The organism is Streptomyces sp. NPDC006529 (assembly GCF_040611795.1).
Classification (GTDB): domain Bacteria; phylum Actinomycetota; class Actinomycetes; order Streptomycetales; family Streptomycetaceae; genus Streptomyces.
This window is the reverse complement of record NZ_JBEXPB010000066.1, coordinates 1-26,458: the sequence shown is the minus strand read 5'-3', so window position 1 is coordinate 26,458 and position 26,458 is coordinate 1. Positions and strand designations below refer to the sequence as shown.

The following is a 26,458-nucleotide window of genomic DNA, read 5'->3' as shown; positions in this document are numbered from 1 at the left end:
GGACGGGGTGGCATGTCAAGAGTGGCCGCAGGCCATCGCGAAGCGACGCGACGAAGGAGCGCTCTTGACAGGACGCCCCGGCACGGGAAGACAGTGGAACTGACGGGCAGCCCCCGGAACCACCCCGACCCCGAAGCGCGAAACCCGGCCACGAGCGGCGGAGCCGCGACCGGCGCAGCCGGGCCCCCCACACACCTCACTCCTCCGGCGGAAACACCACCTCCCCGCTCCCCGCCAAGGTGATCGTGATGGCCTCGACCGGGCAGCCTTCGGCTGCCGCCAGGACCGGTTCGCTGGCGTCCGTGTCCGGGGAGTTGGGGTGGGACTGGCGGGCCGTGTCCAGTGCGAACGAGGCCGGGGCGTGGTTCACGCACATGCCCGAGCCGATGCACACGCCCCGGTCGACCTCGACGTGCCAGCGGTCACCCATCACTCACCGCCCGACACACCGTCGGAGACACCCGCACCGGCACCCGCACCAGCCCCACCACCCGCACCCTCACCCGCATCCACACCAGCCCCAGTCCCAGCCCCAGCCCCAGCCCCAGCACCCCCACCACTAGGCGGCTGGTACCCACCCGGCAGGCAGATCATCTTCGCCTCCAGGTACTCGCTCAGGCCCTCCGGGCCGAACTCGCGGCCCAGGCCGCTGTTCTTGTAGCCGCCGAAGGGGCCGAGCATGTCCAGGCTGAAGGTGTTCACGTTGAAGACGCCGGTCCGAATCTGCCGGCCGAAGTCGATGCCGTGCTCGACATCACCGGTCCAGACGCTGCCGCTCAGCCCGAACTCCGAGTCGTTGGCGATCCGTACCGCGTCGGCCTCGTCGCCGTACGGGATCAGGCAGACGACCGGACCGAAGATCTCCTCCTGGGCGATCCGCATCGAGTTGTCGACGTCCCCGAAGAGCGTCGGCTCGACGTACCAGCCCCGTTCCATGCCCGCCGGGCGCCCGCCGCCGGTAAGGATCTTGGCGCCCTCCTCCTGACCCAGCTTGATGTAGTCCAGGGAGCGCTGCTGCTGCCGCTGGGCCACCAGCGGGCCGAGCTGGGTCGCCGGGTCCAGCGGGTCGCCGACCACCAGGGCTCCGGCCGCGGCCGCGAGCGCCTCGGCGATCTCGTCGTAGCGGGCGCGCGGGGCCAGTACGCGGGTCTGGGCCACGCACGCCTGCCCGTTGTTCATCCAGGCGGCCGGGACGATCCCGGCGATGGCGCTCTCCAGGTCGGCGTCCGGCAGGATCACGGCGGCGGACTTGCCGCCGAGTTCCAGCGTGACCCGGGTGAGGTTGCGGGAGGCGACCTCCATGACGCGCCGGCCCGCCCCGACGGAACCGGTGAAGGACACCTTGTCGATGCCCGGGTGCCCGACCAGGTACTCGCTGACCTCTCGGTCGGCCGGCAGGATCGACAGCACGCCCTCCGGCAGCCCGGCCCCGCGGGCGATGTCGGCGAGGATGTACGAGTCGAGCGGGGCCTCCGGCGAGGGCTTGAGGATGACGGTGCAGCCGCTCAGCAGCGCGGGCGCCAGCTTGGCGGCGGCCACGAACTGCGGGACGTTCCAGGGGATCACCGCCGCGACCACGCCCACCGGCTCGCGCCGGACCATGATCGGGCTGAGCGCTCCCTGCCGGTGCTCCTCGTACGGGAAGGCGCGGGCGACCGTGATGGCGGCGTCGTAGACCATCATCGGGCCGAGCGCCTGGGCGAGGACGCTCCAGGAGTACGGAGAGCCGTTCTGCGAGCTGATCGAGCGGGCGATCTCCTCGTGCCGCACGGCGATCGCGTCCTTGATCCGGGCCACGACCTCGATCCGCTCGTCCAGCGACATCCGGGGCCAGGGCCCTTCGTCGAAGGCCTTGCGGGCGACGGAGACGGCGCGGTCGACGTCCGCCCGGGAGGCGTGCGGGACGCGGCCGATGACCTGCTCGGTGTGGGGCGAGACGACGTCGATGGTGTCGCTGCCCAGCGGATCGGTCCACTCGCCGCCGATGAACAGCTTTCCGTGTTCCACGAGCTCGGTCATGGCTGATGCCTCCTGCGGTTCCGAACCGGATGCCAGAACTGATACCAGTTCTAGTTCCAGGAGTCCACGGCGCAGACAGAACGCCGTCCGAAGAGCCCGGAGCGAGCTACGACGTAGCCGACGACTGGTCAGGAAGCCCCGAAGATGGTCGACTTGGGCTACTACTGCAACAAGTTCTCGTTACCCTGGGGGCCACCACATGTCAGCAGCCGCATCCGAGTCGCCCGGCGTCACCGATCACGGCGGCGGCGTATGGGGGATCAAGGTCCCCATCCCCGACAACCCGCTCGGCCACACCCTCGTCCACGTCGTGGAGACCGGCCGCGGCCCCGTCCTCGTCGACACCGGCTGGGACGACCCGGACTCCTGGGACACGCTCGTCGCCGGGCTCGGCGCACTCGGCATCCCCGTCGCCGAGGTCCACGGCGTGGTCATCACCCACCACCACCCCGACCACCACGGCCTCTCCGGCCGGGTCCGGGAGGCTTCCGGCGCCTGGATCGCGATGCACGCCGCCGACACCGAGGTCGTCGTGCGCACCCGCGGCTCCGACCCCGCCGTCTGGCTCGACTACATGCGCGAGAAGCTCCTCGCCGCGGGCGCCCCCGAGGCGCACCTCGCCCCGCTGCGCGCCGCCCGCGAGAGCGGCCGCGCGCGCCCCCTGCCCGGCATGCACGCGGCGGTCCCGGACCGCGAGATCGTCCCCGGCGAGCTGCTGCCGCTGGCCGGGCGCAGGCTCCGGGCGATCTGGACCCCCGGCCACACGCCCGGCCACGTCTGCCTGCACCTGGAGGAGGAGCACCCCGCCCGCCTGCCCGGGAACGGCCGCCTCTTCTCCGGCGACCACCTGCTGCCCGGCATCTCCCCCCACATCGGGCTGTACGAGGCCCCCGAGGACCTGATGGCCACCGACCCCCTCGGCGACTACCTGGACTCCCTCGAACGCATCGGCCGCCTCGACCCCGCCGAGGTGCTCCCCGCCCATCAGCACGCCTTCACCGACGCCCCGGCCCGGGTGCGCGAGCTGCTCGCCCACCACGAGGAGCGCCTCGTGGGCCTGTGGGAGCTGCTCGCGCGGCCGCTGACCCCCTGGGAGCTGGCCGAGCGGATGGAGTGGAACCGCCCCTGGGCGCAGATCCCGTACGGCTCCCGCACCATCGCCGTGTCGGAAGCGGAGGCGCACCTGCGGCGGCTGGTGAAGCAGGGCCGCGCCGAGGCAGTCCCGGGCAGCGATCCGGTGACGTACCGGGCGCTGTGACCGCGAGCGGGGACGGGGCACGAGGCGGGGCAGGGGCCGGGGCAGACCGGCCGGAACACGCGCGGAAGGCGCGCCTCCGCCGGAACCGGAGCCGGCCGGTAAGGGGTGCTACGGGCCGCCGCCCCCCGGTGCGCGGACGGCGGGCCGGTAGAGTGAGCAGGTCGTCAACACTTCCGTACGGGGGGAAGCCGGTGTGAATCCGGCGCTGACCCGCAACCGTGTCCCGCCTCCGGCACCGCCGGGCGGGGAGCCGGATTGCCCCGTAGCGGAGGTGCGCGGCTCGTGCCGCCGGGTCCTCCGGTGGCCGGCACCGTCGAGGTAAACGGAGCCGGAGCCCGGTACTCCCCGTGCCCGTCTCCCGCTCCCCAGCAGGAGAGGCACCCGCCCCGCCATGAACGTCCGCCGTAGCGCCGCCGCGCTCGCCGCCACCGCCGTGCTCTGCGCCGGTGCCGCTCCCGCCGCCCTCGCCGCCCCGTCGCCCTCACCGGCTCCCGTGATCCCCTCCGGCCTGTTCGGCAAGGAGGACCCGACGTACGACGGTGTGTGGCGCCAGTCCTTCGCCCTGCTCGCCCAGCACGCGGTCGGCGTGTCCCCCGCGCCGCAGGCCGTCCAGTGGCTGGCCGGCCAGCAGTGCGCCGACGGCGCCTTCGCCGCCTTCCGCGCCGACTCCGGCGCGCCCTGCGACGCCAAGACCGTGCTCGACACCAACGCCACCGCCGTCGCGGTGCAGGCCCTCAAGGCGCTGGGCGGCCATGACGCGGCCGTCAAGAAGGGCGCCGACTGGCTGAAGTCCGTACAGAACGAGGACGGCGGCTGGTCCTACAACCCGGGCAGCCCGAGCGAGGGCAGTTCCACCGCCGTCGTGATCAGCTCGCTGGCCGTGGCCGGGGAGAAGCCGGCCGAGGTGAAGTCGAAGGCGGGCAAGTCGGCGTACGACGGCCTGCTCTCCTTCCAGCTGGGCTGCGCGGCCGAGCCCGCCGCCGACCGCGGCGCCTTCGGCTACCAGGCGCAGGCGGGCACCCTCCCCGCGAACGCCGACGCCTCGGCCGCGGCGGTCCTCGCCGCCCTCGGCACCGGCCCCGGCGTGACCCCGGCCGCCACCGACACCCCCGCCGCGGCCCTGGCGTGCCCGGCGGGAGCCGCGGACCCGGCGGCCGCCGCCCAGGGCGCGGCCGGTTACCTGGCCGAGGCCCTCAAGAAGGACGGTCACCTGACCGCGAAGACCCCGGGCGCCGAGACGGTCACCCCGGACGTCGGCAACACCGCCGACGCGGTGATCGCGCTGGCGGCCGCCGGGCACAAGCAGTCCGCCGCGGGCGCGCTGGAGTGGCTGAAGGGCAACACGGCCGCCTGGTCCAAGGGCAACCCGGCCGCCCTCGCCACGCTGGTCCTGACCGCGCGCGCGACGGGCACCGACCCGAAGTCCTTCGGCGGCGCCGACCTGGTGGCCGCGCTGAACGCGACCGGCCCGGTGGACGCGGCCGCGAACCCGAAGGGCTCCGCGTCGCCCGGCGCCGCGAAGTCCTCGGACTCCTCGGACTCCTCCAACGGGAACGTCTGGTGGATCATCGGCGCGGGCGCAGCCGCCGGCGTCGGCATCGGCTTCCTGCTGAGCGGCCGCAAGAAGAAGCAGCAGCCGTGATCCGGGGCCGCACCGTACCGCCGGCCCGCCGGCTGACGCTGCCGGTGGGCCTCGTCCTGGCCCTCGGCATGGCGCTGACGCTGCTGGGCGCCGCGCCCGCGCTGGCGGCCGGTTACCGCTACTGGTCCTTCTGGGACGGTACGGGCGGCTCCTGGACGTACGCGACCCAGGGCGCCTCCCTGGTCCGGCCCGAGGACGGCTCGGTCCAGGGATTCCGCTTCGCGGTCAGCCAGGACGCTGCGGACCAGTCGGCGAAGCCGCGCGCGGCTGCCGACTTCGCGGCGGTCTGCTCCGGCACCGCACCTGTCGAGGGCCGCAAGCGGGTGGCCGTGGTCGTCGACTTCGGCGTCCCGGCGGACGCCCCGTCCGGCGAGACCCCGCCGCAGGCCGCGCCCCGTACGGCGTGCGCCGTGGTGGCTCCGGACGCGACGGCCGCCGACGCGCTGGCGGCGGTGGCGAAGCCGCTGCGGTACAACAGTTCGGCGCTGCTGTGCGCGATCTCCGGTTACCCGAAGCAGGGCTGTGGCGACCAGGTCTCCACGACCGGGTCCGAGCCGTCGGATTCCGATTCCGCTTCTGCTTCCGCGCCGGCTGCCGCCCCGGCCGCCGACGGTGGGGGCGGTCCCTCCGTGGGCCTCGTGGCGGGCGTCGCGGCCGTGCTCGTGCTGGCCGCGGCCGCCGTCTGGCAGTCCCGCCGCCGCGCCCGGTGACCCACCCCGCGCGGACGCCGTACGTCCGGGCCCGGCGGCGCGAGCGGTGGGCGGCTCCGGCGGCCGTGCGCCGCAACGCGCTGCACGCCGGCGCGTGGTGGCTCTGGGCGCTCGGGCTGGCCACGGCCGCTTCCCGGACCACCAATCCGCTGCTGCTAGGGCTGATCGTCGGCGTCGCCGGTTACGTCGTCGCGGCCCGCCGGACCGCCGCTCCCTGGGCCCGGTCCTATGGCGCCTTCATCAAGCTCGGGCTGGTCGTCATCGGCCTGCGGCTGGTCTTCTCCATGCTCCTGGGCTCGCCCGTGCCCGGCTCGCACACTCTCTTCACGCTGCCCGAGGTGCCGCTGCCGGCCTGGGCCCAGGGCATCCGCTTCGGCGGGAAGGTCACCGCCGAACAGCTGGTCTTCGCCTTCTACGACGGCGCCAAGCTCGCCGCCCTCCTCGTCTGCGTCGGCGCGGCGAACGCCCTGGCCAATCCGGCCCGGCTGCTGAAATCGCTGCCCGCCGCGCTGTACGAGGTGGGCGTGGCCGTCGTCGTCGCGATGACCTTCGCGCCGAACATGGTCGCCGACGTGGTCCGGCTGCGGACCGCCCGCCGGCTGCGCGGGCGCCCCACCGGCGGGATCCGGGCGATCCTCCAGATCGGCCTGCCGGTCCTCGAAGGCGCCCTGGAACGCTCGGTGGCCGTGGCCGCCTCGATGGACGCGCGCGGCTACGGCCGTACCGCCGCGGTGCCGCCCGCCGTCCGGCACACCACCAACGCCCTCACCCTCGGCGGACTCCTCGGCGTCTGCGCCGGTACCTACGGACTCCTCGCCGCCGAAGGCGCCCGCTACGGGCTCCCGGTCCTCGGCATCGGCATCGCGCTGGCCCTGGCGGGCCTGCGCCTGGGCGGCCGGCGCAGCGTCCGCACCCGCTACCGGCCCGACCGGTGGGGAGCGCGCGCCTGGCTCGTGTCCGGGTCCGGTGCGGCCGTCGCGGCGCTGATGATCCGCGCCGCGTCCCTCGACCCCGGCGGGCTGACGCCGGGCGTGATCCCGCTCGTCGCGCCCGGCCTGCCGCTGTGGCCCGCGGCGGCGGTGCTGATCGGTCTGCTCCCCGCCTTCGTGGCGCCCGTCCCCCCGAAGGAGGGGTAGTCGTGATCCGTTTCGAACAGGTCTCCGTCACCTACGACGGCCGCACCGAACCGTCGCTGCGGAACGCCGACTTCACCCTCCCCGAGGGCGAACTGACCCTCCTGGTAGGCCCGTCGGGCGTCGGCAAGTCCACGCTCCTGGGCGCGGTCTCCGGACTGGTCCCGCACTTCACCGGAGGCACCCTGAGCGGCCGGGTCACGGTCGCGGGGCGCGACACCCGTACCCACAAGCCGCGCGAACTGGCCGATGTCGTCGGCACGGTCGGCCAGGACCCGCTGGCGCACTTCGTCACCGACGTGGTCGAGGACGAGCTGGCCTACGGCATGGAGTCCCTTGGCCTCGCGCCCGCGGTGATGCGGCGCCGGGTGGAGGAGACGCTGGACCTTCTCGGCCTGAACGAACTGCGCGACCGGCCCATCGCCACGCTGTCCGGTGGCCAGCAGCAGCGCGTCGCCATCGGCTCGGTCCTCACCCCGCACCCCAGGGTCCTCGTCCTCGACGAGCCGACGTCCGCGCTGGACCCGGCGGCGGCGGAGGAGGTGCTGGCGGTGCTCCAGCGGCTGGTGCACGACCTGGGCACGACGGTCCTGATGGCGGAGCACCGCCTGGAGCGGGTGGTCCAGTACGCCGACCAGGTCCTCCTGCTCCCGTCCCCGGGCGCGGCCCCCGTCCTCGGCCCCCCGCCCGCCGTCATGGCCGTCTCCCCGGTCCACCCCCCGGTGGTCGCCCTGGGCCGCCTGGCCCACTGGTCCCCCCTCCCCCTCTCCATCCGCGACGCCCGCCGCCAATCCACCCCCCTCCGCACCCGCCTCTCCAACACGTCGGCCCCCGGCGGGCCCTCAAACGCCGGGCAGGCTGAAAACCAAGATCCAGCCCCGCCGGCGTTCGAGGCCAGGCCCCGCCAAAACCCAGCCCCGCCAGCGATTGAGGCGCCGCCAACTCCAGCCCCGCCGGCGTTTGAGGCGCCGCCGGAGGCACAGCAAGCCGCACCGGCCCACGCACCGCACCCAAACCCAGCCCCGCCGACAAGCGACCCGCACCAAAATCCAGCCCCGCCGGCGTTTGAGGCGCCGCCGGAGGCACAGGAAGCCGCACCGGCGAACAATCCGCGGGCCCGGGCGGCAGCCCGGAAGAGGGGTCAGGGGCTGCGCGGCCTGCGCCGCCGGACCACCGGAACCGGGTCCGGCGAAGCCACCGCCCCCGGAACCCCCGCCCCCGCAACCGCCACCCACCTCACCCTCAGACGCCAAGGCCAGGACGTCCTCCACGACATCACCCTCACCCTCGCCCCCGGCGAGACCGTCGCCCTCATGGGCCGCAACGGCGCCGGCAAGTCCACCCTCCTGGCCACCCTCGTCGGCATGCTGGAACCCACCTCCGGCCACCTCCACGTAGGCGGCGTCCCCCCGCACCGCACCCCGCCCGCGGACATGGTCCGCCGCGTCGGCCTCGTACCGCAGGACCCCCGGGACCTCCTGTACGCCGACACGGTGCGCGCCGAGTGCGAGGCGGCCGACGCCGACGCCGGGGCGCCCCCCGGCACCTGCCGCGCCCTCGTGTCGGCCCTGCTGCCGGACGTCCCCGACGACACGCACCCCCGCGACCTGTCCGAGGGCCAGCGCCTGGCCCTCGCCCTGTCCCTCGTGCTGACCGGCCGGCCCGCCCTGCTGCTCCTGGACGAACCGACCCGCGGCCTGGACTACGCCGCGAAGGCCCGCCTGGTAGGCATCCTGCGGGACCTCGCCGCCCGCGGCCACGCGATCGTCCTGGCCACCCACGACGTGGAACTGGCCGCCGAGCTGGCCCACCGCGTCGTGATCCTGGCCGGCGGCGAGATCGTCGCGGACGGGCCGACGGCCGAGGTGGTCGTCTCCTCCCCCGCCTTCGCCCCGCAGGTCGCGAAGATCCTGGCCCCGGCCCGCTGGCTCACGGTCTCCCAGGTCGCCGCGGCCCTGGCCGCCCAGGAGACCCCCGGGACCGCCCCGTGAACGGCCGCCCCGTCCGCATCGGCCCCCGCGGCGCCGCCGCCCTGGTCCTCGTCACCCTCGTCGGCATCGCCGCCTTCGGCTGGCCGCTGCTCGCGGACCGCGGCTCCGGGCTGGCGCACTCCCAGGACGCACCGTGGCTGTTCGCCGCGCTGCTCCCGCTGCTGGTCGCCGTCGTGGTGGCGACGATCGCCGACAGCGGCATGGACGCGAAGGCGGTGGCCATGCTCGGCGTGCTGGCCGCGGTGGGGGCCGCGCTCAGGCCCCTGGGCGCGGGGACGGCCGGCCTGGAGCCGATGTTCTTCCTGATGGTGCTGAGCGGCCGGGTCCTCGGGCCGGGCTTCGGCTTCGTCCTGGGCTCGGTGACCATGTTCGCGTCCGCGCTGCTCACGGGCGGGGTGGGGCCGTGGATGCCGTTCCAGATGCTGGCGCTGGGCTGGTTCTCGCTGGGCGCCGGGCTGCTTCCGGGTCCGGAGCGGATCCGGGGGCGGGCGGAGCTGGTGATGCTGTCGGCGTACGGGTTCGCGGGGGCGTTCGCGTACGGCACGATCATGAACCTCCAAGGCTGGGTGATCCTTCAGGGCATGGGCCAGGGGGTCTCCTTCCACCCCGGCGACCCGGTGGGCGCGAACCTCGCGCGGTTCCTCGCGTACTGCCTGGCCACCTCGCTGGGCTGGGACCTGGGCCGGGCCGCGCTGACCGTCGTACTGACCATGACGCTGGGGGCCACCCTGCTGAAGGCGCTGCGCCGGGCGACGAGGAAAGCTGCCTTCGATGCGCCCGTTTCCTTCGATTCCGGGGCCGAAAGTGCGCTGGGACACACACCTCAAAGGGATACGGGCGACCACAGAGCGTGAGATCCGGGCCCTGGAGCGGTGACCCGCCCCACAGGACCTCGGTCACATACGGCCCGGAATAGTAGCCCTGGCGCCGTCCCTACCCGCCCCCTCAAACCGCCTCCGACCTGCCCCGATCCCGCCCTTCCCGGATAGGGGCCGTGGACCCCCGGCTGCGATGGCGGCTAGTAAGAGCGGGCGTTGCCAGGCCCTCGGCGGCCTGGCTAACTGGTGATGTCGCCAAGGCGGCAGGGGTGCTTCACCCCCCGCCGACGAACCCCCCACCTCCGCGTGAGTGGCTCCCGCACGCTTCGGCGTGCGAGCGACCGTCCCCCGTTCCCTACGGAAGGTTTTCCGTGTCCAACGCCGTCATCCGCCGCATCGCCGCCTCCAAGAAGACCTTCGCCGGTTCCGTGCTCGCCCTGGGCGTGGCCGGTTCCATGCTCGCCGCGGTTCCCGCTCAGGCGGCCCCGATGGACGCGAAGTCCATCGCGCAGCAGATGATCAAGGACCCGGCCCAGTACGCGGCGTTCGCCAAGATCGTCTCCCGCGAGAGCGGCTGGGACCACACGGCCACGAACTCCTCTTCCGGCGCGTACGGCCTGGTCCAGGCCCTGCCGGCCTCGAAGATGGCCTCGGCGGGCTCGGACTGGAAGACCAACCCGGCCACCCAGATCAAGTGGGGCCTGGACTACATGAACTCCCGCTACGGCAGCCCCGTGGGCGCGTGGAACTTCTGGTCCAGCCACCACTGGTACTAAGCCGGCACAGGCAGCGCAGCGCAGCACCGCGCGCCGCCCCGGCGCGTGCGAAGGCCCCGACGGCCGACCTCCCCAGGTCCGGCCGCCGGGGCCTTCTGTTTCCCATCCCACGGGGGCGCGAAGCCCACGGGGCTCAGAGGCGCTGGATGATCGTGCCGGTGGCGAGGGCGCCGCCCGCACACATCGTGATCAGCGCGAATTCCTTGTCGCGGCGCTCCAGCTCGTGCAGCGCGGTGGTGATCAGGCGGGCGCCGGTCGCTCCGACCGGGTGGCCGAGCGCGATCGCCCCGCCGTTGACGTTGACCTTCTCCATGTCCTGGCCGAAGACCCGCCCCCAGCTGAGCACCACCGAGGCGAAGGCCTCGTTGATCTCGACGAGGTCGATGTCCTTCAGCGACATCCCGGCCTTGCCGAGGACCGCCCGGGTCGCGTCGATCGGGCCGTCCAGGTGGTAGTGCGGGTCGGCGCCGACCAGGGTCTGGGCGACGATCCGGGCGCGCGGCTTGAGCTTGAGCGCGCGGGCCATCTTGCGCGAGGCCCACATCACGGCGCAGGCGCCGTCGGATATCTGCGAGGAGTTCCCCGCCGTGTGCACGGCGGTCGGCATGACCGGCTTGAGCCGGGCCAGCGCCTCCATGCTGGTGTCGCGCAGGCCCTCGTCCCGGTCGACCAGGCGCCACATGCCCTGCCCGGCGGCCTGTTCGTCCTCGGTGGTCGGCACCTGGACGGCGAAGGTCTCGCGCTTGAAGCGCTCCTCGGCCCAGGCGGCGCGGGCCCTTTCCTGGGAGAGGACGCCCAGGCGGTCGACGTCCTCGCGGGTGAGTCCGCGGTGGCGGGCGATCCGCTCGGCCGCCTCGAACTGGTTGGGGAGGTCGACGTTCCACTCGTCCGGGAAGGGCTTGCCCGGGCCGTGCTTGGAACCGGAGCCGAGCGGCACCCGGCTCATGGCCTCGACGCCGCAGGCGATGCCGATGTCCATGACCCCGCCGGAGATCATGTTGGCGACCATGTGGTTGGCCTGCTGCGAGCTGCCGCACTGGCAGTCCACGGTGGTCGCGGCGGTCTCATACGGCAGGCCCATCGCGAGCCAGGCGTTGCGGGCGGGGTTCATCGACTGCTCACCGGCGTGGGTGACGGTGCCGCCGACGATCTGCTCGACGCAGTCGGGCTGGATCCCCGTACGGGCGAGCAGCTCGCGGTAGGTCTCACCCAGCAGGTAGGCGGGGTGGAGGTTGGCGAGCGCGCCTCCCCGCTTGCCGATGGGCGTGCGTACGGCTTCGACGATGACGGGTTCCGCGGCCATGAGCTCGTCCTCTCCTTCACAGCGGCGGCCGTCCCGGCGGCGCGCCTGAACTAGTACGCGTTCTAGTTCTCTGGCAGTTTTATGACCTGTGGGCCCCGCACGCAAGGGTCTTGCACACGCCTTGCACGGATTCCACACGCAACAGTTGCCGCGCCGACCCTTGTCACTTGTAGAACTCGTTACTACCTTCGAGCCAACTTCTGATGGGCCGTCAGACCTTGGAGTTGCCGAATGTCCTGCCCCGCGCTGCCCGACGGCTTCGACGCCACCGACCCCGATCTGCTCCAAGACCGCGTCCCGCTGCCGGAATTCGCCCAGCTCCGGCAGACCGCTCCGGTGTGGTGGTGCCCGCAGCCCCGGGGCATCACCGGCTTCGACGACGAGGGCTACTGGGTCGTCACCCGGCATGCGGACGTCAAGTACGTTTCCACGCACCCGGAGTTGTTCTCCTCCACCACCAACACCGCGATCATCCGCTTCAACGAGCACATCCAGCGCGAACAGATCGATGCCCAGCGCCTGATCATGCTGAACATGGATCCGCCGGAACACACCCGGGTCCGCCAGATCGTGCAGCGCGGCTTCACCCCGCGCGCGATCCGCGGCCTGGAGGCGGCCCTGCGCGCCCGGGCCTCGAAGATCGCCGAGGAAGCGGCCGCGGCGGCGGGCGCCTCGGCGGACGGGAGCTTCGACTTCGTCACCCAGGTCGCCTGCGAACTGCCGCTCCAGGCCATCGCCGAGCTGATCGGCGTACCGCAGGAGGACCGCGCGCGGATCTTCGACTGGTCGAACAAGATGATCGCCTACGACGACCCCGAGTACGCGATCACCGAGGAGGTCGGCTCCACGGCGGCGATGGAACTCATCGGCTACGCCATGAACCTCTCCGCCGCGCGCAAGGAGTGCCCGGCCAAGGACATCGTCACCCAGCTCGTCGCCGCCGAGGGCCAGGGCAACCTGGGCTCGGACGAGTTCGGCTTCTTCGTGCTGCTGCTCGCGGTGGCGGGCAACGAGACCACGCGCAACGCCATCAGCCACGGCATGCACGCCTTCCTCACCCACCCCGAGCAGTGGGAGCTGTACAAGGCGACCCGGCCCTCGACGGCGGCCGAGGAGATCGTGCGCTGGGCCACCCCGGTGGTGTCCTTCCAGCGCACCGCCACCCAGGACACCGAACTGGGCGGCCAGAAGATCTCGGCGGGCGACCGGGTGGGGCTGTTCTACTCCTCCGCCAACCACGACCCCGAGGTCTTCGAGGACCCGGACGCCTTCGACATCACCCGCGACCCGAACCCGCACCTCGGCTTCGGCGGCGGCCCGCACTTCTGCCTGGGCAAGTCCCTGGCCATCATGGAGATCGACCTGATCTTCAACGCCCTGGCCGACACCCTCCCGGACCTCCGCCTGGCCGGCCCCCACCCCCGCCGCCTACGAGCCGCCTGGCTCAACGGCATCAAGGAACTCCGCGTAACCCACCCCTGACCCCACCCAGCCCGGCAGGGGCCCCAAGGCCTCTGCCGAGGAGCACATTCAGCCCGCCCGGCAAACCCAGCCCGCCGGGCGCTTGAGGGCAATCCAGCCCGCCCGGCAAATCCAGCCCGCCCGGCGCTTGAGGGCAATTCAGCCTGCCCGGCGTTTGAGGGCCCGCCGGAGGCGACAACAACCGGCACCCGGCCTCCCCAGCAGGCCGCCGGCCCGGCAAATCCAGCCCGCCCGGCGCTTGAGGGCACAGCCGGGCCCGCCCGCCGCGCAAGGACGCGCCCCGGAGCCGGAGCCGGACCTCAGGCCCGGCTCCGCTCCCCGGCCCCGGCCCCAGCCACCCGCTCCGGCACCCGCGGCCCCGGCACGGCCCCGGCACCCCCCGCCACTCCCAAAGGCACGGCCGCCCCCCGCGCCCCCGAAAGCACGTACACGAGCCCGAACCCGGCCCCCACGACCACCGCACCGCCCACCGCGTCCAGCACCCAGTGGTTGGCCGTGGCGACGATCGCGCACACCGTGATCACCGGATGCAGCGCCCCGAGCAGCTTCTGCCACCCCTTCGGCGCGAGCACGACGATCACGACGCCGCACCACAGCGACCAGCCGAAGTGCAGCGAGGGCATCGCCGCGTACTGGTTGGAGATCGCGGTCATGGCCCCGTACTGCGGGTGCGCCAGGTCCTGCACGCCGTGCACGGTGTCGATGAACCCCAGGTCGGGCATCAGCCGCGGTGGCGCCAGCGGGTACAGCCAGAAGCCGAAGAGGGCCAGGACGGTCGCCAGCCCCAGCGAGGCCCTGGCCCACCGGTAGTCGGCGGGACGGCGCCAGTACAGGACGGCCAGGATGGTCAGCGGCACCACGAAGTGGAATGACGTGTAGTAGAAGTTGAAGAACGCCTCCAGCCAGCGCACCCCGACCACCCCGTGGTTCACGGCGTGCTCGATGTCGATGCCCAGGGCCCGTTCGATGGACAGGATCTGGGCGCCGTTGCCCTCGGCGAGCGAGCGGCTGGTGGGCGCGGCGGCGCGGATGTGCGAGTAGAGCGAGTACCCGACCCGTATCAGCAGGAGTTCCAGCAGCAGGTTGGGCCGGGCCAGGACGCGCCGCCAGAACGGCAGCAGCGGGATGCGCGACCAGCGCGCGGCGGCGGGCCGGGCGTAGGCGGTGGGCACGGGGTCGCGCCAGTACGGCGAGGTGCGCGGCAGGAACGGCACCGCGCAGGCCGCGGCGAGGGCCGCCAGCAGCGGCACGTTGTCCCGTACGGGCGCCAGCGCGGCCAGGTTCGGCAGCAGCATCGCGCTGGGCAGGGTCATGGCGAGGATCACCGCGACCGGCCACACCGCCCGGTCCGCGGCCCGCTTGCCCACCTTGCCCGCCACCGCGAGCAGCACCCACAGCAGCTGGTGGCGCCAGCCGGTCGGCGACACGGCGACCGCGACGCAGCCGGTGACGGCGACGGCGAGCAGCAGCTGCCCGTCGCGGGCGTAGCGGGCGGCGCGGCGCATGCCGAGCCAGGCGATCCCGGCCGCGAGGGCGACGTACAGCAGGATCTCGGTCGGCCCCGACAGGCCGAGCCGCAGCAGCGCGCCGTGGACGGACTGGTGGGCGAGCCCGCCGGGGCTGCCGCCGAGCCCGGTCCCCGCGAGGTGCCGGATCCAGTACGTCCAGGAGTCGTGCGGGAGCGCGGCCCAGGACAGCAGCGTGCAGGCGGCGAAGGTGGTCGCGACGGTGCGCGCGGCGCCGCGGCGGCCGGTGAGCCACAGCAGCGGCGCGAAGAGCAGCAGGGCGGGCTGGAGGGCGGCGGCGAGGCCCATCAGGAAGCCCGCCGGACGTTCACCGGGCACCCGGAAGAAGGCGAGCAGCACCAGCAGCACCGGCAGCACGGCGGTCTGCCCCGGGGAGGCGGCCTCGCGGACGGGCAGCGAGACCATCATCAGGGCGACCAGCACGGGCGCGGCCAGCAGCGCGGTGCGCCGGGGCACCGGATCGGCCAGGCCCCGCGCGGCCACCAGCCCGATGGCGGCGACGAAGAGCAGGGTCACGCAGGTCCAGGCGAGCTCCAGCGACTGGTCGGCGAATCCGACCAGCGGCTTGAGGACCAGACCCGCGAAGGGGGTCCCGGTGAACTGCCCGGTGTCGTAGAGAGAGCCGGGCAGACCGGGCAGATAGAGCCCGGTGAGCCATTCGCCGGGCGGCACGCGCAGCACGGCGGACGCCTGTCTGACGGCCAGGAGGGCCGCCAGCGCCCACAGCAGGAGGCGCGCGGCCCCCAGCCTGCCACCGCTCCCACCACCGCCTATGACTCCGGCATGTCCGTTGACACCGCTGTGCTCCGCCGCGTTGGCCACGCCCCGCCGGCCTCCCGCCCTTGTTGACTGCAACCGTGACTTCGCCTGGCTGCCGCGATGAATTACCCGGGACGACGATATCCCGCGTGGGATACCTAGGATGGCGGGCATGAGCATCGTGAAGATCAACGCACTGTCCGTGCCCGCGGAGCAGCGCGAGGTACTGGAGCAGCGGTTCGCCTCGCGGGCAGGCGCCGTGGAGAACTCGGACGGGTTCGAGTGGTTCGAGCTGCTGCGTCCCGTCGAGGGGACGGATCAGTACCTCGTGTACACCCGGTGGCGTTCGGAGGCCGACTTCCAGGCGTGGATGGAAGGGCCGATGAAGGCGGCGCACCAGGGCGGCGGGGAGCGGCCGAAGCCGGCGGCGACGGGGTCCCAGGTGTGGTCGTTCGAGGTCGTACAGCAGACGGCGCCGAAGCAGGGCTGAGGGCTGGGGGGCGGGGGCTCTGCAGCGGCCTCCGGCCAGGGGCTTCGCTCCCCGGCCGGGGGGCGCGGGGCCGCTCAGCTCCAGAAGGCGTCGGACTCGTCGATGTCGGCGACGCACTCGTCGATGTCGGTGATCTTGTGGCCGACGAGGGTGAAGAAGAGCCCTCCGCGCATCTCGATGCCGCGGTCGCCGCGGTCGGCGCGCGAGTGGTGGACCGCCATCACGTGCCCGCGGCCGTCGGGGAAGACCGCGTCCAGGTCCACCCGCAGGGTGCCGTTGGTCTCGGCGCCGAGCCGCCGGTAGTGGTCGAGGACGGCTTCCCGGCCCTTGTGGTGCCCGGACAGCGGACTGCTGCCGGGGACGTGGTGGATGACGTCGGCCGTCATCAGTGTGGCCAGCGTCTCCATGTCGCCCGCGCCGAAGGCTTCGTAGCCGCGGCGGACCAATGCGCAGTCGGGGTGCTCCGACATGGCGTTCACGCCCTTTGGTGAGGGGAGAGAGGGGGAATTGCCCTTTTTCCTATCATCGGCCCGGCGGTGTGGATATTCCATGCGGCGCGGCGCCCGCGGACCCGAGAATGACGCCATGGAGAGCACGAAGAGCGGTGGCGGACAGAACTGGTCGGTGCGTCCGGAGCCGTACACGGACCCCGACTCGGTCGTCCTGCGCCGCGCGTACTACGCGGAAGTGGCCGGGCGGTACTACCACCGCACGATGACCGAGGCCGAGATCGACGAGGGCCTGACGGTGGACTTCCCGGACGACGACCTCGTCGCGCCCACGGGAGAGTTCCTCGTCGGGCGACTGGGCGGCGAGGCGCTGGCCTGCGGGGGCCTGCGACTGCTGGGCCCGGAGACCGCCGAGCTGACACGGGTGTACGTCGACCCCCGCACCCGGGGCACGGGCGGCGGCGCGGCGGTCATCGCGGCCCTGGAGGACCTGGCATGGTCCCTCGGCGCGCGGCGGGTCATCCTGGACACCCGATCCGACCTGGTGGAAGCCCGCGGGCTGTACGCGAAGCACGGGTACGACGAGATACCCGCGTACAACGACAGCCCGTACGCCGAGCACTGGTTCGGCAAGCAGCGCCCCTGAGGGGGAGGCCGGCGCCCGGGTCAGCGGGCGTCGTGGTCCCGGCGCGGCTGCCTGTCGTAGGGCTCCTCCGCGTCGGAGCCGCACAGCTCGGCGTTGAGCTCGCCGACCAGTTTGATCAGGTCGGTGGGCCGCTCCGGGCCCCACCAGTCCCCGAGGAGTTCGGCGAGCGACTCCTGGCGCGCGTCGGCCAGTCGTACGGCCGCAGCGTGCCCGGGCCCGGTCAGGACCAGCGGCATCCCCTCCCGGACGGCGAGCCCGCGCTCCTCGACCTGGCGGGCGGCGTCGGTGATGGCCTTGAGCGGCACGCTGGTGCGTTCCGCGAGCATCGCCGGCTCGACCGAGCCGTACTTCTTCATCCGCAGCAGCAGCCAGCTGGCGGCGGGCAGCAGGTCGAAGCCCGCCTTCTCGGTGATGTTCTCGTAGACGTGCCGGCGGCCCTCCCGGGTGCCGAGGACCGACAGCGCCCGGGCCACCTCGTCGTGCGAGGAGCGCTGGACCGGGTTGGAGGCGAGGGTCTCCGTCACGTCGGGGGCGGTCACCGAGCCGCGGAGCTTGTCCTCCTTCAGGAACCAGGCGACGAGGAAGGCGAGCAGCACGACGGGGACGGCGTAGAGGAAGACGTCGGTGATGGAGGTCGCGTAGGCGTCCAGGACCCGGGGCCGCAGCGCCGGGGGCAGGGTGGCGATGGCCCGCGGGTCGCCCTTCAGCGCTGCCGCCGTGCCGGGCGGCAGCCGGACACCGGCGAGGGCGGAGACGAGCTTCTCGTCGAGCCGGTTGGTGAAGATCGTGCCAAAGATGGCCACGCCGAAGGAGGCGCCGATGGAGCGGAAGAAGGTCGCGCCGGAGGTGGCGACGCCGAGGTCGGCGTAACCGACCGAGTTCTGTACCGCCAGCACCAGTACCTGCATGACCAGGCCGAGGCCGACGCCGAAGACGAAGAAGTAGGCGCTCATCTCCCAGGTGGAGCTGGTGCGGTGCAGCTGGTGCAGGAGCAGCAGGCCGACCGCCGTGATGGCGGTGCCGACGATGGGGAAGACCTTCCACCGTCCGGTGCGGCTGACGATCTGGCCCGAGGCGGTGGAGGAGAGCAGCAGGCCGAGGACCATCGGCAGCATGTGGACGCCGGACATGGTGGGCGAGACGCCCTGGACGACCTGGAGGAAGGTCGGCAGGTAGACCATCGCGCCGAACATCGCGAAGCCGACGATGAAGCTGATCAGCGAGCAGAGCGTGAAGGTCCGGACCCGGAAGAGCTTCAGCGGCAGTACGGGTTCGGCGGCCCGGCGCTCGACGAGCAGGAACGCGGCGAGCAGCACCAGGCCGACGACGGCGAGGCCGATGATCCGCGCCGAGCTCCAGCCCCAGGTCCCGCCGAAGGAGGCGACGAGCACCAGGCAGGTGGCGACGGAGGCGATGAGGAAGGTGCCGAGGTAGTCGATCGTGTGCCGGGAGGAGCGCCTGGGGATGTGCAGGACCGCCGCGATCACGGCCAGCGCGACGAGGCCGATGGGGAGGTTGATGTAGAAGACCCACCGCCAGGACAGGTGGTCCACGAACAGTCCGCCCAGCAGCGGCCCGAGGACGCTGGTCGCGCCGAAGACGGCCCCGAAGAGCCCTTGGTACTTGCCGCGTTCCCGCGGCGGCACGATGTCCCCGACGATGGCCATCGACAGCACCATCAGCCCGCCGCCGCCCAGCCCCTGGAGGGCCCGGAAACCGATGAGCTGCGGCATGTCCTGGGCCAGCCCGCAGAGCGCGGAGCCGATCAGGAACAGCACGATGGCCGCCTGGAAGAGCTTCTTGCGCCCGTACTGGTCGCCGAGCTTGCCCCACAGGGGCGTGGCGGCGGTGGAGGCGAGCATGTAGGCGGTGACGACCCAGGACAGGTGCTCCATGCCGCCGAGGTCGCTGACGATCGTCGGCAGGGCGGTGGAGACGATGGTCTGGTCGAGTGAGGCGATCAGCAGCCCGAGCAGGAGCGCGCCGATGGAGACGAGGACTTCACGGGAGGCGTGCTCGTCGCCGGGGCCGCGCGCGGGGTCAACGGCCGACGTGGTCACTTCCTGGGCCATCGGCTCCTCCTCGGGGACCGGCCGGTAGGACTTCTCCATCCTGAGCGGTGTGCGCCGTTCCGGCCTGTCGGGAGACCTCGGTCACTGGAGTGGCCCAAGGGCCGAAATCTTTTGTATCCTTACGAAACAAAGTGGCTCCGCCTGCATACCCTGACCGGTAGGCGGAGCCACTTGTTTCATTTCCCGACCGTTCCCCCGCCGCGCAACGTCTGGAGACCCCCGATGCCGGCCAGCACCACCGCCACGACGGCCACCACCCCCGCCACCGTGACCCTGAGCGCCAGAGCGCTCCTCCTGGACATGGACGGCACCATCGTCAACTCCGACGCGGTGGTCGAGCGCTGCTGGAGCGAGTGGGCGGTGGCGCAGGGGCTGGATCCGCGCGAGGTCATCAAGGTCGTCCACGGCCGCCAGGGCTACGCCACGATGGCGATCCTGCTCCCGGAGCGCCCGATGGCGCAGAACCACGCGGAGAACGCCGAGATGCTCGCCCGGGAGACCGCCGACACCGACGGCGTGGTCCCCGTCGGCGGCGCCGAGGCCTTCATGGCGGCCATCGCGGCCTTCCCGCACGCCCTGGTCACCTCCGCGGACCTGGCCCTGGCCACCGCCCGCATGACCGCGGCGGGGCTCCCGATGCCGCGCGTCCGGGTGACGGCCGAGTCGGTGTCGGCGAGCAAGCCGGACCCGGAGGGCTTCCTCAAGGGCGCCGCCGCCCTGGGCGTGGACCCGGCCGACTGCATCGTCTTCGAGGACTCGGAGGCGGGCATAGCGGCGGGCCTCGCGGCCGGCATGCGCGTGATCGGCGTCGGCCCGCGCGCCGCCGCTTACGGCCCCACGGCCCACGTGCCCGACCTCGCCGCGCTGCGGGTCGACACCAGCACCGCGGACACCCTCCGGCTCACCGTCCCCGCGGGGGTCTGAGCCACAGCCGGGGCCCCGGGTCGGGTCGGCCGACGGCCGCCCTGGCCCGGGGCTCCGTGCCGCCTTCCGGGGGCCGGGGGCCGGGGCCCCCACAACCCCTCAGCCCGCGATCGCCTCGTACAGCGAGAACACGGCCAGGGCGGCCATCACGCACGCCGCGACCTTCGTGATCAGCCTCAGCGGGATGTACTTCATCAGCGTGCGCCCGCCCAGGATCCCGATCCCCGCGACCGCCCACAGCGCCAGCACCGCTCCGATGCCGACCGACACCGGGTCGTCGTAGCGGGCCGCGAGGTTGGCGGTCATGATCTGCGTCAGGTCACCGAACTCGGCGACCAGGATCAGCATGAAGCCCGCCCCCGCGACCTTCCAGAAGGACTGGTCGGCGGGCTCCTTGACCTCCTCGTCCTCCTCGTTCTTCTTCAGCAGCAGCATGGCCGCGCCCGCCAGGAACAGGACGCCCACGACCGCCTGCACAAGGCGGTGCGGCAGCAGGGTCAGGACGCTGGCGGCGGCGATGGCCAGCGCCACGTGCACCGCGAAGGCCGCCGCCACGCCCACGAAGACGTAGGACGCGCGGTAGCGGGTGCCGAGCATGAGACCGGCCAGAGCCGTCTTGTCAGGGAGTTCGGCGAGGAAGACGACGCCGAAGGCGATCGCCAGGACGCTGAAGCTGATCACGGGGTGAAACCTCGATCGGTCGGGCAGGACGCCATCGGAACCGAGAGACCAGGGTGTTCAGGGGTCGCTTCGGCACGGCGGCGCCCTGTGTGCAAACAGGACACTGCGGCCGAAGGTCTCGCTGGCCGGCCGCTCTCACGGCCTGCCTCCGGGCGCCGGCTGGGGTGACCCAGCAGTATGTCGACGGTCCGGCGAAGAGCTACTCCCCTTCTGCTCGATACAGCGTACGCGACCCGGGCGCCGCCTGAAATGGGCCCTTGGTCCCGACTCCGGGCTCCCCTTCCCCACCTCCCACACCCGGCGACGCACCGCCCCGCCTCGGAATCACAACCTCCGCTTTCTTTGGGGCAGTTGTACGTCTTGATGTGACGTGCTCATGTCGCCAGGCTGTCACCTGGCGCCCATCCCCGCGAAACCCGGCGCCGCCACCATGGCCGGGCCCCACCGGGGCGCACGGCCCGTCCCCCCACCCCAAGGGAGCCCTCCATGTCCGCCGTCTACGCGCGTCGCATTGGCATGTTCGCCTCAGCCACGGCCCTCGCAGCCCTCGCCGCCCTCGTGAACGCGCCGACCGCCCAGGCCGCCCCGCCCGCGCCCATCAGCGCCGCCGCGGCACGGTCGTACCTGGCCACGGTGACCCCCCGGGCGGAAGGTTCCTCCAGCGGCTACAGCCGCGACCTCTTCCCGCACTGGATCACCCAGTCGGGCGCCTGCAACACCCGCGAGGTCGTCCTCAAGCGCGACGGAGTCAACGTGGGCCAGGACTCCGCCTGCGCCGCCGTCAGCGGAAGCTGGTACTCCGAGTACGACGGCGCCACCTGGACCGCCGCCTCCGACCTGGACATCGACCACATGGTGCCGCTCGCCGAGGCCTGGCGCTCCGGGGCCAGTTCCTGGACCACCGCCAAGCGCCAGCAGTTTGCGAACGACCTGACGCGCCCCCAGCTGATAGCCGTGACCGACAACGTCAACCAGGCCAAGGGCGACAAGGACCCGGCCGCCTGGCTCCCGCCGCGGACCGCCTACCGGTGCACGTACGTCCGCATGTGGGTGAACGTGAAGCAGTACTGGGGCCTGAGCATCGACTCCGCCGAGAAGACCGCCCTGACGAACGTCCTCAACGGCTGCTGAGCCTCCCCCGGCGGTTCAATCGATCTCCCCCGTCAGGGGGAATCGCTCTCCCCCCTCCACGCCGTACCTTGTGATCCAAGGGGACATGGAGGAGGGGGAGTTCGATGGCCGGACTGCGTTTGGGACCACTGCTGCGGTATGTCGACTGGGATACGGGCGCCTCGGCGACGATATGGGTCGAGTCCGACCGCCCCGCCACGGCCGAGGTGCGCTGCGCCGACGGCGCGAGCGGGAGCGCGGACACCTTCCAGATAGCCGGCCACCACTACGCCCTGGTCCCGGTGACCGGCCTGACCCCGGGCGGCACCACGGAGTACGAGGTCCTGCTCGACGGTGTCCTGGTGTGGCCGCAGCCCGACAGCGGCTTCCCGCCGAGCACCATCAGCACCCCGGTCCCGGCGACCCGCGGGCGGTCCGGACCGGGCCCGGGGCTGCGGGTCACCTTCGGGTCCTGCCGGCAGGCCGCCCCGCCCGCCGCCAGCCGCGGCCCGCACGGCGCGGACGCGCTCGACACCCTCGCCGCGCGGCTCGCCACCGATCCCGGGGCGCAGCGGCCCGATCTCCTGCTCCTGCTGGGCGATCAGGTGTATGCCGATCAGCTGTCCCGGCAGACCAGGAAGTGGCTGTCGGCCCGCCGGGACCTGCGCGAGGCACCGGGGGCGCAGGTCGCGGACTACGAGGAGTACACCCGGCTCTACTACGAATCCTGGCTCGACCCGGAGATCCGCTGGCTCCTGTCGACCGTGCCCAGCCTGCAGATATTCGACGACCACGACGTGTGCGACGACTGGAACACGAGCGCCGCCTGGCTGGCCGAGATGCGGGCCACCCCGTGGTGGCGGGAGCGGATCCTGAGCGCGCTCATGTCGTACTGGGTCCACCAGCACCTGGGGAACCTCTCCCCCGCCGAACTGGAGGCCGACCGGCTCTACGCGTCGGTGCGGGAGAGCCCCGACGGGACGGAGGCGCTGCGCGCCTTCGCGGCGGCGGCGGACGCCGACCCGGCCGCCGCCAGCTGGAGCTACCGCCGGGACTTCGGGCGGACCCGGCTGCTGATGGTGGACACGCGGGCCGCGCGGGTGCTCGCCGAGGACCGGCGGGCGATCCTCGACCCAGCCGAGCAGCAGTGGGTCCGGGACCAGGCGCTGGAGGGGCACGGAAGCTACGACCACCTGCTGATCGGCTCCTCACTGCCCTGGCTGATGCCGCCGCTGGTCCATGACGCCGAGGTGTGGAACGCGGCGCTGTGCCGGGGCGAGCGCGGGCCGCGCTGGGCGCGGATCGCGGAGGATCTGCGGCGGCGCGCCGACCTGGAGCACTGGGCCGCCTTCCCGGCCTCCTTCGAGGCGCTGAGCGACCTGATCGAACAGGTGGGGACGGGGCCCCGCGCTCCCGCGACGGTGCTCGTCCTCTCGGGAGACGTTCATCACGCGTATGTGGCCGAACCCCGAATACCGACCACGGCCCGCGTCTACCAGCTGACCTGCTCCCCGGTGCACAACTCGATCCACACCGCGGTCAAGCTGGGATTCCGGCTCGGCTGGTCGCGCACCGGGCGGTGGCTGGGGCGCGGGCTCTCGCGGCACGGGCGTACGGGCCGGCCGCCGCTGAGCTGGCGGCGTACGGGCGGGCCCTGGTTCGGCAACCAGCTGATGACCCTGGCCCTGGCGGGACGTACGGCGCGGCTGCGGCTGGACCAGGCCCACAAGCAGCGCTGGCCGCGGCGGGGCGAGGCACGGCTGGTGACCGTCATGGACCGCGAGCTGACCGGCGACTGAGCCACTGGTTCCGCCCTCATCCGGCGCTGACACGGATCCGACAGCCCGTGTGGCATGGCGCGCGCGGGGAGGTGTGACAGTAAACATGACACAGGGGGGTGCCCCGGGGACATGAGGTGGCTGTGTGCGGCGTACGCTGTATGGCTGTCAGCCGCCCCTGCCGCTCCCCCGCGACGTCGCGGCGCTTCAACGCTGAAGCACGTCACTTGGACTGGGGAGTCCCGCTTTGTTTGAGACTGTGGGGTCGCTGACCACGAGCCCGTGGATCTACGCCGTCGTGGCACTTTCGGTGCTGCTCGACGTGTTCCTGCCCGTACTGCCGAGCGGTGTCCTGGTGATCGCCGCGGCCGCCGCGGCGGCCACCGGAAGCGGCGCGGCCGTGGCCGCTCCGGGCCAGGTGCCCGGCATCCTGCCGCTGCTGGCCGTGGCCACCATCGCGTCCGTCCTGGGCGACCTGGCCGCGTACCGGGCGGGCAGCCGCGGCGGTGACTGGCTCGACCGGGCCATCGGCCGTTCGCGCCGGCTCAGCCGCGCCCAGGAACGCCTCGGCGTGGCGCTGGCCCGCGGCGGCGGCGCCCTCGTGGTGATCGCCCGCTTCGCCCCGGCCGGCCGCTCGGTGGTCTCGCTGGGCGCGGGCAAGCGCCACCGCGAGGTGCGCAAGTTCCTGCCCTGGTCACTGCTCGCCGGCATGGCCTGGGCGGGCTACAGCGTCTCGCTCGGCTACTACGGCACCCAGTGGCTCGGCGCGACCTGGCTCGGCACCGCGGTATCGGTGATCGCCCTCTTCGGCGCGGGCGGCCTGGCCGCCTACCTCGTCCGCCGCCCGGCACCGGTCACCGTCCCGGCCTCCTGACACCGGCCCCCGCTTCCCCGGGCGCCCGGCACGGTCCTACGCAGTGGCCTCCGCAGGGGCGTGCGCGTGGGCCTGCCCCCGGACGTGCACCCCGTCGAGCAGCACCGCCGTCGCCTCGGCGATGGCCTCCACGGCGGCGTCGAAGACCTCCTGGTTGTGCGCGGCGGGCGCCCGGAACCCGGACACCTTGCGCACGTACTGCAAGGCGGCGGCCCGGATCTCCTCCTCGGTGGCCTTCTCGGGGATGGCTGGCGGTCGCAACGTCTTGATACTCCGGCACATACCCCTACTATCCCCCCGACGGCGGCAGCTCCGCACCGGACAACTTCATGATCAAACCGGCCTGCAACCGCGCCCGCATCACCGGATCCGCCACCTCCGCGAGCAGCCCGATGGCCTGCTGCGTGGTCTCGGCGGCACGCCGGTCGTCCCGCAGGGAAACGGTCTGCTGGGACATGTGCCGCAGGGCGATGTCGGCCCGCCGGTGGAAGAGCTGCCCGATCAGCGTGACCACCACCCCGACCGAACTCGTCACGATCCCCAGGTACAGGTCCCCGGTGCTCTCGGCCTTCCACACCGCCAGCCCCACCCCGAGCAGCAGAATGGTCGCCCCGAACCCGGCGAACCGCTGGCTGGTCGCGAAACTGCTGCGTGCCTGCGTGAGCCCGTACGCGTAGTACTCGACGAGCAGCGGCGTGAAGTCGTCCCGCCCGTCCCCGAGCCGCGCCACCCTCACCCGCCGCGGCCGACTGCGCCCCACGTCCACGTACTTGGGATGATCCTCATCCCCCACCCCTACGGGCGCCTCACCACCTCCCCCGGCACCCCCGACCTGAGCGAGCAACCGCTCCCGCTCCTCGTCCCGCTGCCGCTCGAACCGCGCGGCATCCCGCAACGACAGCGCGACCCCCACACCCCCCGCAGCGGCGACACCCAACCCCACACCGACCCACTCGAAGCTCCCCACCATCCCCCGACCATCCCACGCCCCACCCCCACACGGAATCCCCCGAACCACCTCCATGGGCGCCCCGGATGCGCTCGGCCCCCTGCTGTGACGTGGCCAAGCACGCCGAGCTCCGGGCGATCCGACGCCATGACGCACCGTCGACCGCCCTCATTCCTCGTCTTCGTCCTCGTCGCACCTCTCCAGGACCAAGCTGAGGGACCCGTCTTCCAGCCCTTTGCCGTCTTCGAGGTGCAGGTGGCTCCCGTCGGGAACGCCCTCCCCGGCGAGCACCAGCAGGTGGCCGGCGAGCGTTCTGAGACCGGCGGCGTTCGCCTCGATGACGATCTCTCCCCCGAGGCCCCGCACCTCGATCCGCGCGTCCGCCTCCCAGGTGAAGACCTGCGCGACACCATCGGTCACGGCCGTAAGTCGGGTGCTTTCGACGGGGGCGCTGCTGGAGTCAGGGGTCACGGGGGCATCATCCCGCCCAGTGGGCACGGCTGTGAAAGGTCGGGGTTCCGTTCCCAGAACCGGCTGTGGCTCAACTTCCGTGGCGCGGCCACCCCGAGCGATCCGTCACTACATGTGAAAACCGAGAGCGCCGGAGTGCGGTCGCCTCGTACGATCAAAGCTGGGATGGGGCTCGTAGCGCAGTGGCTGTCGCGCCTTCACCGCATGTGGGAGGACGCCGGTTCGAATCCGGCCGGCCCCATCCCATCCCTCGACAAGCGCGAGATCCCGGTGCGGACCCCGCGGCAGCGGGTGAGTGGGGAGGCGTACGAGGACGATCATGTCTTCACCACCCGGACCGGTCGGCCCATCGAGCCCCGGAACATCTACCGGTCCTCCACCCGCATGGCCAAGGACGCCGGGCTCCGAGTGATCCGGCTGCATGCCCCCCGCCACGGCACCGCGACCCTGCTGACCGCCGCCGGGGTACAGATGTGGATGCAGAAGGCCCCCCGCCGGAACGGGCGGTTTCTAGGGGTCGTCGCAACACGTGGTCGTATGGATCAGGCTGCGAGCAGTTTATGCAGGCGCTCGGCTGGGGTTTCCCAGCCGAGCGTT

At 72.7% G+C, this 26,458-nt stretch carries 24 protein-coding genes, 1 tRNA gene, 1 pseudogene and 1 riboswitch; of the genes and pseudogenes, 16 read left to right on the top strand and 10 right to left on the bottom strand.

Annotated elements, in window-relative coordinates:
- Positions 1-196 precede the first annotated feature (196 nt).
- The gene (locus tag ABZY31_RS29180) at positions 197-430 is read right to left on the bottom strand and encodes a ferredoxin (protein WP_356416186.1); all 234 of its coding nucleotides are present in this window, start codon (positions 428-430) and stop codon (positions 197-199) included.
- Positions 430-2,019: an aldehyde dehydrogenase gene (locus tag ABZY31_RS29175; protein WP_356416183.1), complete on the bottom strand. Its 1,590-nt coding sequence runs from the start codon at positions 2,017-2,019 to the stop codon at positions 430-432. Before ABZY31_RS29175 ends, ABZY31_RS29180 begins: the two co-directional genes overlap by 1 nt.
- 199 nt (positions 2,020-2,218) lie before the next feature.
- Here ABZY31_RS29175 and ABZY31_RS29170 point away from each other — a divergent pair, with 199 nt between their 5' ends.
- From ABZY31_RS29170 to ABZY31_RS29140, 7 genes are all read left to right on the top strand, one after another.
- Positions 2,219-3,277 carry an MBL fold metallo-hydrolase gene (locus ABZY31_RS29170; protein WP_356416181.1) on the top strand — a complete coding sequence of 353 codons (1,059 nt, stop codon included), beginning with the start codon at positions 2,219-2,221 and terminating at the stop codon, positions 3,275-3,277.
- A gap of 181 nt (positions 3,278-3,458) precedes the next feature.
- A riboswitch (cobalamin riboswitch) is annotated at positions 3,459-3,538 on the top strand.
- Positions 3,539-3,668: 130 nt separating this feature from the next.
- Complete coding sequence (locus ABZY31_RS29165) at positions 3,669-4,919, top strand: prenyltransferase/squalene oxidase repeat-containing protein (protein WP_356416179.1); 1,251 nt, start codon at positions 3,669-3,671, stop codon at positions 4,917-4,919.
- A 68-nt stretch (positions 4,920-4,987) separates the two neighbouring features.
- On the top strand, positions 4,988-5,629 hold the full coding sequence (locus ABZY31_RS29160) for an SCO2322 family protein (protein WP_356416191.1): 642 nt from the start codon (positions 4,988-4,990) through the stop codon (positions 5,627-5,629).
- Positions 5,626-6,765, top strand: a complete 1,140-nt coding sequence (locus ABZY31_RS29155) for an energy-coupling factor transporter transmembrane component T (protein WP_356416176.1) — start codon at positions 5,626-5,628, stop codon at positions 6,763-6,765. The genes ABZY31_RS29160 and ABZY31_RS29155 overlap by 4 nt, the downstream gene beginning before the upstream one ends.
- 2 nt (positions 6,766-6,767) lie before the next feature.
- Complete coding sequence (locus ABZY31_RS29150; protein WP_356416173.1) at positions 6,768-8,753, top strand: ATP-binding cassette domain-containing protein; 1,986 nt, start codon at positions 6,768-6,770, stop codon at positions 8,751-8,753.
- Positions 8,750-9,607: an ECF transporter S component gene (locus ABZY31_RS29145; RefSeq protein WP_356416171.1), complete on the top strand. Its 858-nt coding sequence runs from the start codon at positions 8,750-8,752 to the stop codon at positions 9,605-9,607. The genes ABZY31_RS29150 and ABZY31_RS29145 overlap by 4 nt, the downstream gene beginning before the upstream one ends.
- A gap of 335 nt (positions 9,608-9,942) precedes the next feature.
- The gene (locus ABZY31_RS29140) at positions 9,943-10,347 is read left to right on the top strand and encodes a transglycosylase SLT domain-containing protein (protein WP_356416168.1); all 405 of its coding nucleotides are present in this window, start codon (positions 9,943-9,945) and stop codon (positions 10,345-10,347) included.
- Between the two features lie 133 nt (positions 10,348-10,480).
- Here ABZY31_RS29140 and ABZY31_RS29135 read toward each other — a convergent pair whose 3' ends face one another.
- Positions 10,481-11,650, bottom strand: a complete 1,170-nt coding sequence (locus ABZY31_RS29135) for a steroid 3-ketoacyl-CoA thiolase (RefSeq protein ID WP_356416165.1) — start codon at positions 11,648-11,650, stop codon at positions 10,481-10,483.
- Between the two features lie 231 nt (positions 11,651-11,881).
- On the opposite strand from ABZY31_RS29135, the gene ABZY31_RS29130 reads away from it, so the two are divergent.
- Positions 11,882-13,132, top strand: coding sequence for a cytochrome P450 (locus ABZY31_RS29130; protein WP_356416163.1), 1,251 nt, complete (start codon positions 11,882-11,884; stop codon positions 13,130-13,132).
- A gap of 299 nt (positions 13,133-13,431) precedes the next feature.
- Here ABZY31_RS29130 and ABZY31_RS29125 read toward each other — a convergent pair whose 3' ends face one another.
- Positions 13,432-15,480 (bottom strand): bifunctional glycosyltransferase 87/phosphatase PAP2 family protein, encoded by a 2,049-nt coding sequence (locus tag ABZY31_RS29125; protein ID WP_356416160.1) that lies wholly within the window; start codon positions 15,478-15,480, stop codon positions 13,432-13,434.
- Between the two features lie 109 nt (positions 15,481-15,589).
- On the opposite strand from ABZY31_RS29125, the gene ABZY31_RS29120 reads away from it, so the two are divergent.
- Positions 15,590-15,907 carry an antibiotic biosynthesis monooxygenase gene (locus ABZY31_RS29120; protein WP_356416158.1) on the top strand — a complete coding sequence of 106 codons (318 nt, stop codon included), beginning with the start codon at positions 15,590-15,592 and terminating at the stop codon, positions 15,905-15,907.
- A gap of 74 nt (positions 15,908-15,981) precedes the next feature.
- Here the strand turns inward: ABZY31_RS29120 and ABZY31_RS29115 are convergent, their stop codons facing one another.
- Positions 15,982-16,377 carry a nuclear transport factor 2 family protein gene (locus ABZY31_RS29115; protein ID WP_356416156.1) on the bottom strand — a complete coding sequence of 132 codons (396 nt, stop codon included), beginning with the start codon at positions 16,375-16,377 and terminating at the stop codon, positions 15,982-15,984.
- A gap of 115 nt (positions 16,378-16,492) precedes the next feature.
- On the opposite strand from ABZY31_RS29115, the gene ABZY31_RS29110 reads away from it, so the two are divergent.
- Positions 16,493-17,002, top strand: coding sequence for a GNAT family N-acetyltransferase (locus ABZY31_RS29110; RefSeq protein ID WP_356416153.1), 510 nt, complete (start codon positions 16,493-16,495; stop codon positions 17,000-17,002).
- A 20-nt stretch (positions 17,003-17,022) separates the two neighbouring features.
- Here ABZY31_RS29110 and ABZY31_RS29105 read toward each other — a convergent pair whose 3' ends face one another.
- A complete protein-coding gene (locus tag ABZY31_RS29105; protein WP_356416188.1) occupies positions 17,023-19,074 on the bottom strand; it encodes an MFS transporter in 2,052 nt (683 codons plus the stop codon).
- A gap of 222 nt (positions 19,075-19,296) precedes the next feature.
- Between ABZY31_RS29105 and ABZY31_RS29100 the strand changes: the two genes are divergently transcribed.
- A complete protein-coding gene (locus ABZY31_RS29100; RefSeq protein WP_356416151.1) occupies positions 19,297-19,998 on the top strand; it encodes an HAD-IA family hydrolase in 702 nt (233 codons plus the stop codon).
- A 99-nt stretch (positions 19,999-20,097) separates the two neighbouring features.
- On the opposite strand, the gene ABZY31_RS29095 is transcribed toward ABZY31_RS29100, so the two are convergent.
- Positions 20,098-20,679, bottom strand: a complete 582-nt coding sequence (locus tag ABZY31_RS29095; protein WP_356416148.1) for a TMEM165/GDT1 family protein — start codon at positions 20,677-20,679, stop codon at positions 20,098-20,100.
- Between the two features lie 486 nt (positions 20,680-21,165).
- Here ABZY31_RS29095 and ABZY31_RS29090 point away from each other — a divergent pair, with 486 nt between their 5' ends.
- The 3 genes from ABZY31_RS29090 to ABZY31_RS29080 all read left to right on the top strand — a co-directional run bounded on the left by ABZY31_RS29090 (position 21,166) and on the right by ABZY31_RS29080 (position 24,441).
- A complete protein-coding gene (locus tag ABZY31_RS29090; protein WP_356416146.1) occupies positions 21,166-21,810 on the top strand; it encodes an HNH endonuclease family protein in 645 nt (214 codons plus the stop codon).
- Between the two features lie 104 nt (positions 21,811-21,914).
- Positions 21,915-23,588, top strand: coding sequence for an alkaline phosphatase D family protein (locus ABZY31_RS29085; RefSeq protein ID WP_356416143.1), 1,674 nt, complete (start codon positions 21,915-21,917; stop codon positions 23,586-23,588).
- Between the two features lie 226 nt (positions 23,589-23,814).
- Positions 23,815-24,441 (top strand): VTT domain-containing protein, encoded by a 627-nt coding sequence (locus ABZY31_RS29080; protein ID WP_356416141.1) that lies wholly within the window; start codon positions 23,815-23,817, stop codon positions 24,439-24,441.
- A gap of 36 nt (positions 24,442-24,477) precedes the next feature.
- Here the strand turns inward: ABZY31_RS29080 and ABZY31_RS29075 are convergent, their stop codons facing one another.
- The 3 genes from ABZY31_RS29075 to ABZY31_RS29065 all read right to left on the bottom strand — a co-directional run bounded on the left by ABZY31_RS29075 (position 24,478) and on the right by ABZY31_RS29065 (position 25,861).
- On the bottom strand, positions 24,478-24,723 hold the full coding sequence (locus tag ABZY31_RS29075) for a DUF2277 domain-containing protein (RefSeq protein ID WP_356416138.1): 246 nt from the start codon (positions 24,721-24,723) through the stop codon (positions 24,478-24,480).
- 7 nt (positions 24,724-24,730) lie between these two features.
- Positions 24,731-25,234: a hypothetical protein gene (locus ABZY31_RS29070; RefSeq protein ID WP_356416135.1), complete on the bottom strand. Its 504-nt coding sequence runs from the start codon at positions 25,232-25,234 to the stop codon at positions 24,731-24,733.
- Between the two features lie 324 nt (positions 25,235-25,558).
- Positions 25,559-25,861: a hypothetical protein gene (locus ABZY31_RS29065; RefSeq protein ID WP_356416132.1), complete on the bottom strand. Its 303-nt coding sequence runs from the start codon at positions 25,859-25,861 to the stop codon at positions 25,559-25,561.
- A 167-nt stretch (positions 25,862-26,028) separates the two neighbouring features.
- On the opposite strand from ABZY31_RS29065, the gene ABZY31_RS29060 reads away from it, so the two are divergent.
- Positions 26,029-26,102 (top strand) — tRNA-Ala (locus tag ABZY31_RS29060).
- Between the two features lie 77 nt (positions 26,103-26,179).
- Positions 26,180-26,329 (top strand): annotated as a pseudogene (locus ABZY31_RS29055) (site-specific integrase); the annotation flags it as partial.
- Positions 26,330-26,458 lie beyond the last annotated feature (129 nt).

Bases quoted from the DNA above. Each gene is read 5' to 3' on its own strand.
- ABZY31_RS29085 (WP_356416143.1), top strand. From the start codon at position 21,915: ATGGCCGGACTGCGTTTGGGACCACTGCTGCGGTATGTCGACTGGGAT.
- ABZY31_RS29120 (WP_356416158.1), top strand. From the start codon at position 15,590: ATGAGCATCGTGAAGATCAACGCACTGTCCGTGCCCGCGGAGCAGCGC.
- ABZY31_RS29180 (WP_356416186.1), bottom strand. From the start codon at position 430: ATGGGTGACCGCTGGCACGTCGAGGTCGACCGGGGCGTGTGCATCGGC.
- ABZY31_RS29170 (WP_356416181.1), top strand. From the start codon at position 2,219: ATGTCAGCAGCCGCATCCGAGTCGCCCGGCGTCACCGATCACGGCGGC.
- ABZY31_RS29175 (WP_356416183.1), bottom strand. From the start codon at position 2,019: ATGACCGAGCTCGTGGAACACGGAAAGCTGTTCATCGGCGGCGAGTGG.
- ABZY31_RS29075 (WP_356416138.1), bottom strand. From the start codon at position 24,723: ATGTGCCGGAGTATCAAGACGTTGCGACCGCCAGCCATCCCCGAGAAG.
- ABZY31_RS29130 (WP_356416163.1), top strand. From the start codon at position 11,882: ATGTCCTGCCCCGCGCTGCCCGACGGCTTCGACGCCACCGACCCCGAT.
- ABZY31_RS29165 (WP_356416179.1), top strand. From the start codon at position 3,669: ATGAACGTCCGCCGTAGCGCCGCCGCGCTCGCCGCCACCGCCGTGCTC.
- ABZY31_RS29160 (WP_356416191.1), top strand. From the start codon at position 4,988: ATGGCGCTGACGCTGCTGGGCGCCGCGCCCGCGCTGGCGGCCGGTTAC.
- ABZY31_RS29090 (WP_356416146.1), top strand. From the start codon at position 21,166: ATGTCCGCCGTCTACGCGCGTCGCATTGGCATGTTCGCCTCAGCCACG.
- ABZY31_RS29115 (WP_356416156.1), bottom strand. From the start codon at position 16,377: ATGTCGGAGCACCCCGACTGCGCATTGGTCCGCCGCGGCTACGAAGCC.
- ABZY31_RS29135 (WP_356416165.1), bottom strand. From the start codon at position 11,650: ATGGCCGCGGAACCCGTCATCGTCGAAGCCGTACGCACGCCCATCGGC.
- ABZY31_RS29110 (WP_356416153.1), top strand. From the start codon at position 16,493: ATGGAGAGCACGAAGAGCGGTGGCGGACAGAACTGGTCGGTGCGTCCG.
- ABZY31_RS29100 (WP_356416151.1), top strand. From the start codon at position 19,297: ATGCCGGCCAGCACCACCGCCACGACGGCCACCACCCCCGCCACCGTG.
- ABZY31_RS29105 (WP_356416188.1), bottom strand. From the start codon at position 19,074: ATGGCCCAGGAAGTGACCACGTCGGCCGTTGACCCCGCGCGCGGCCCC.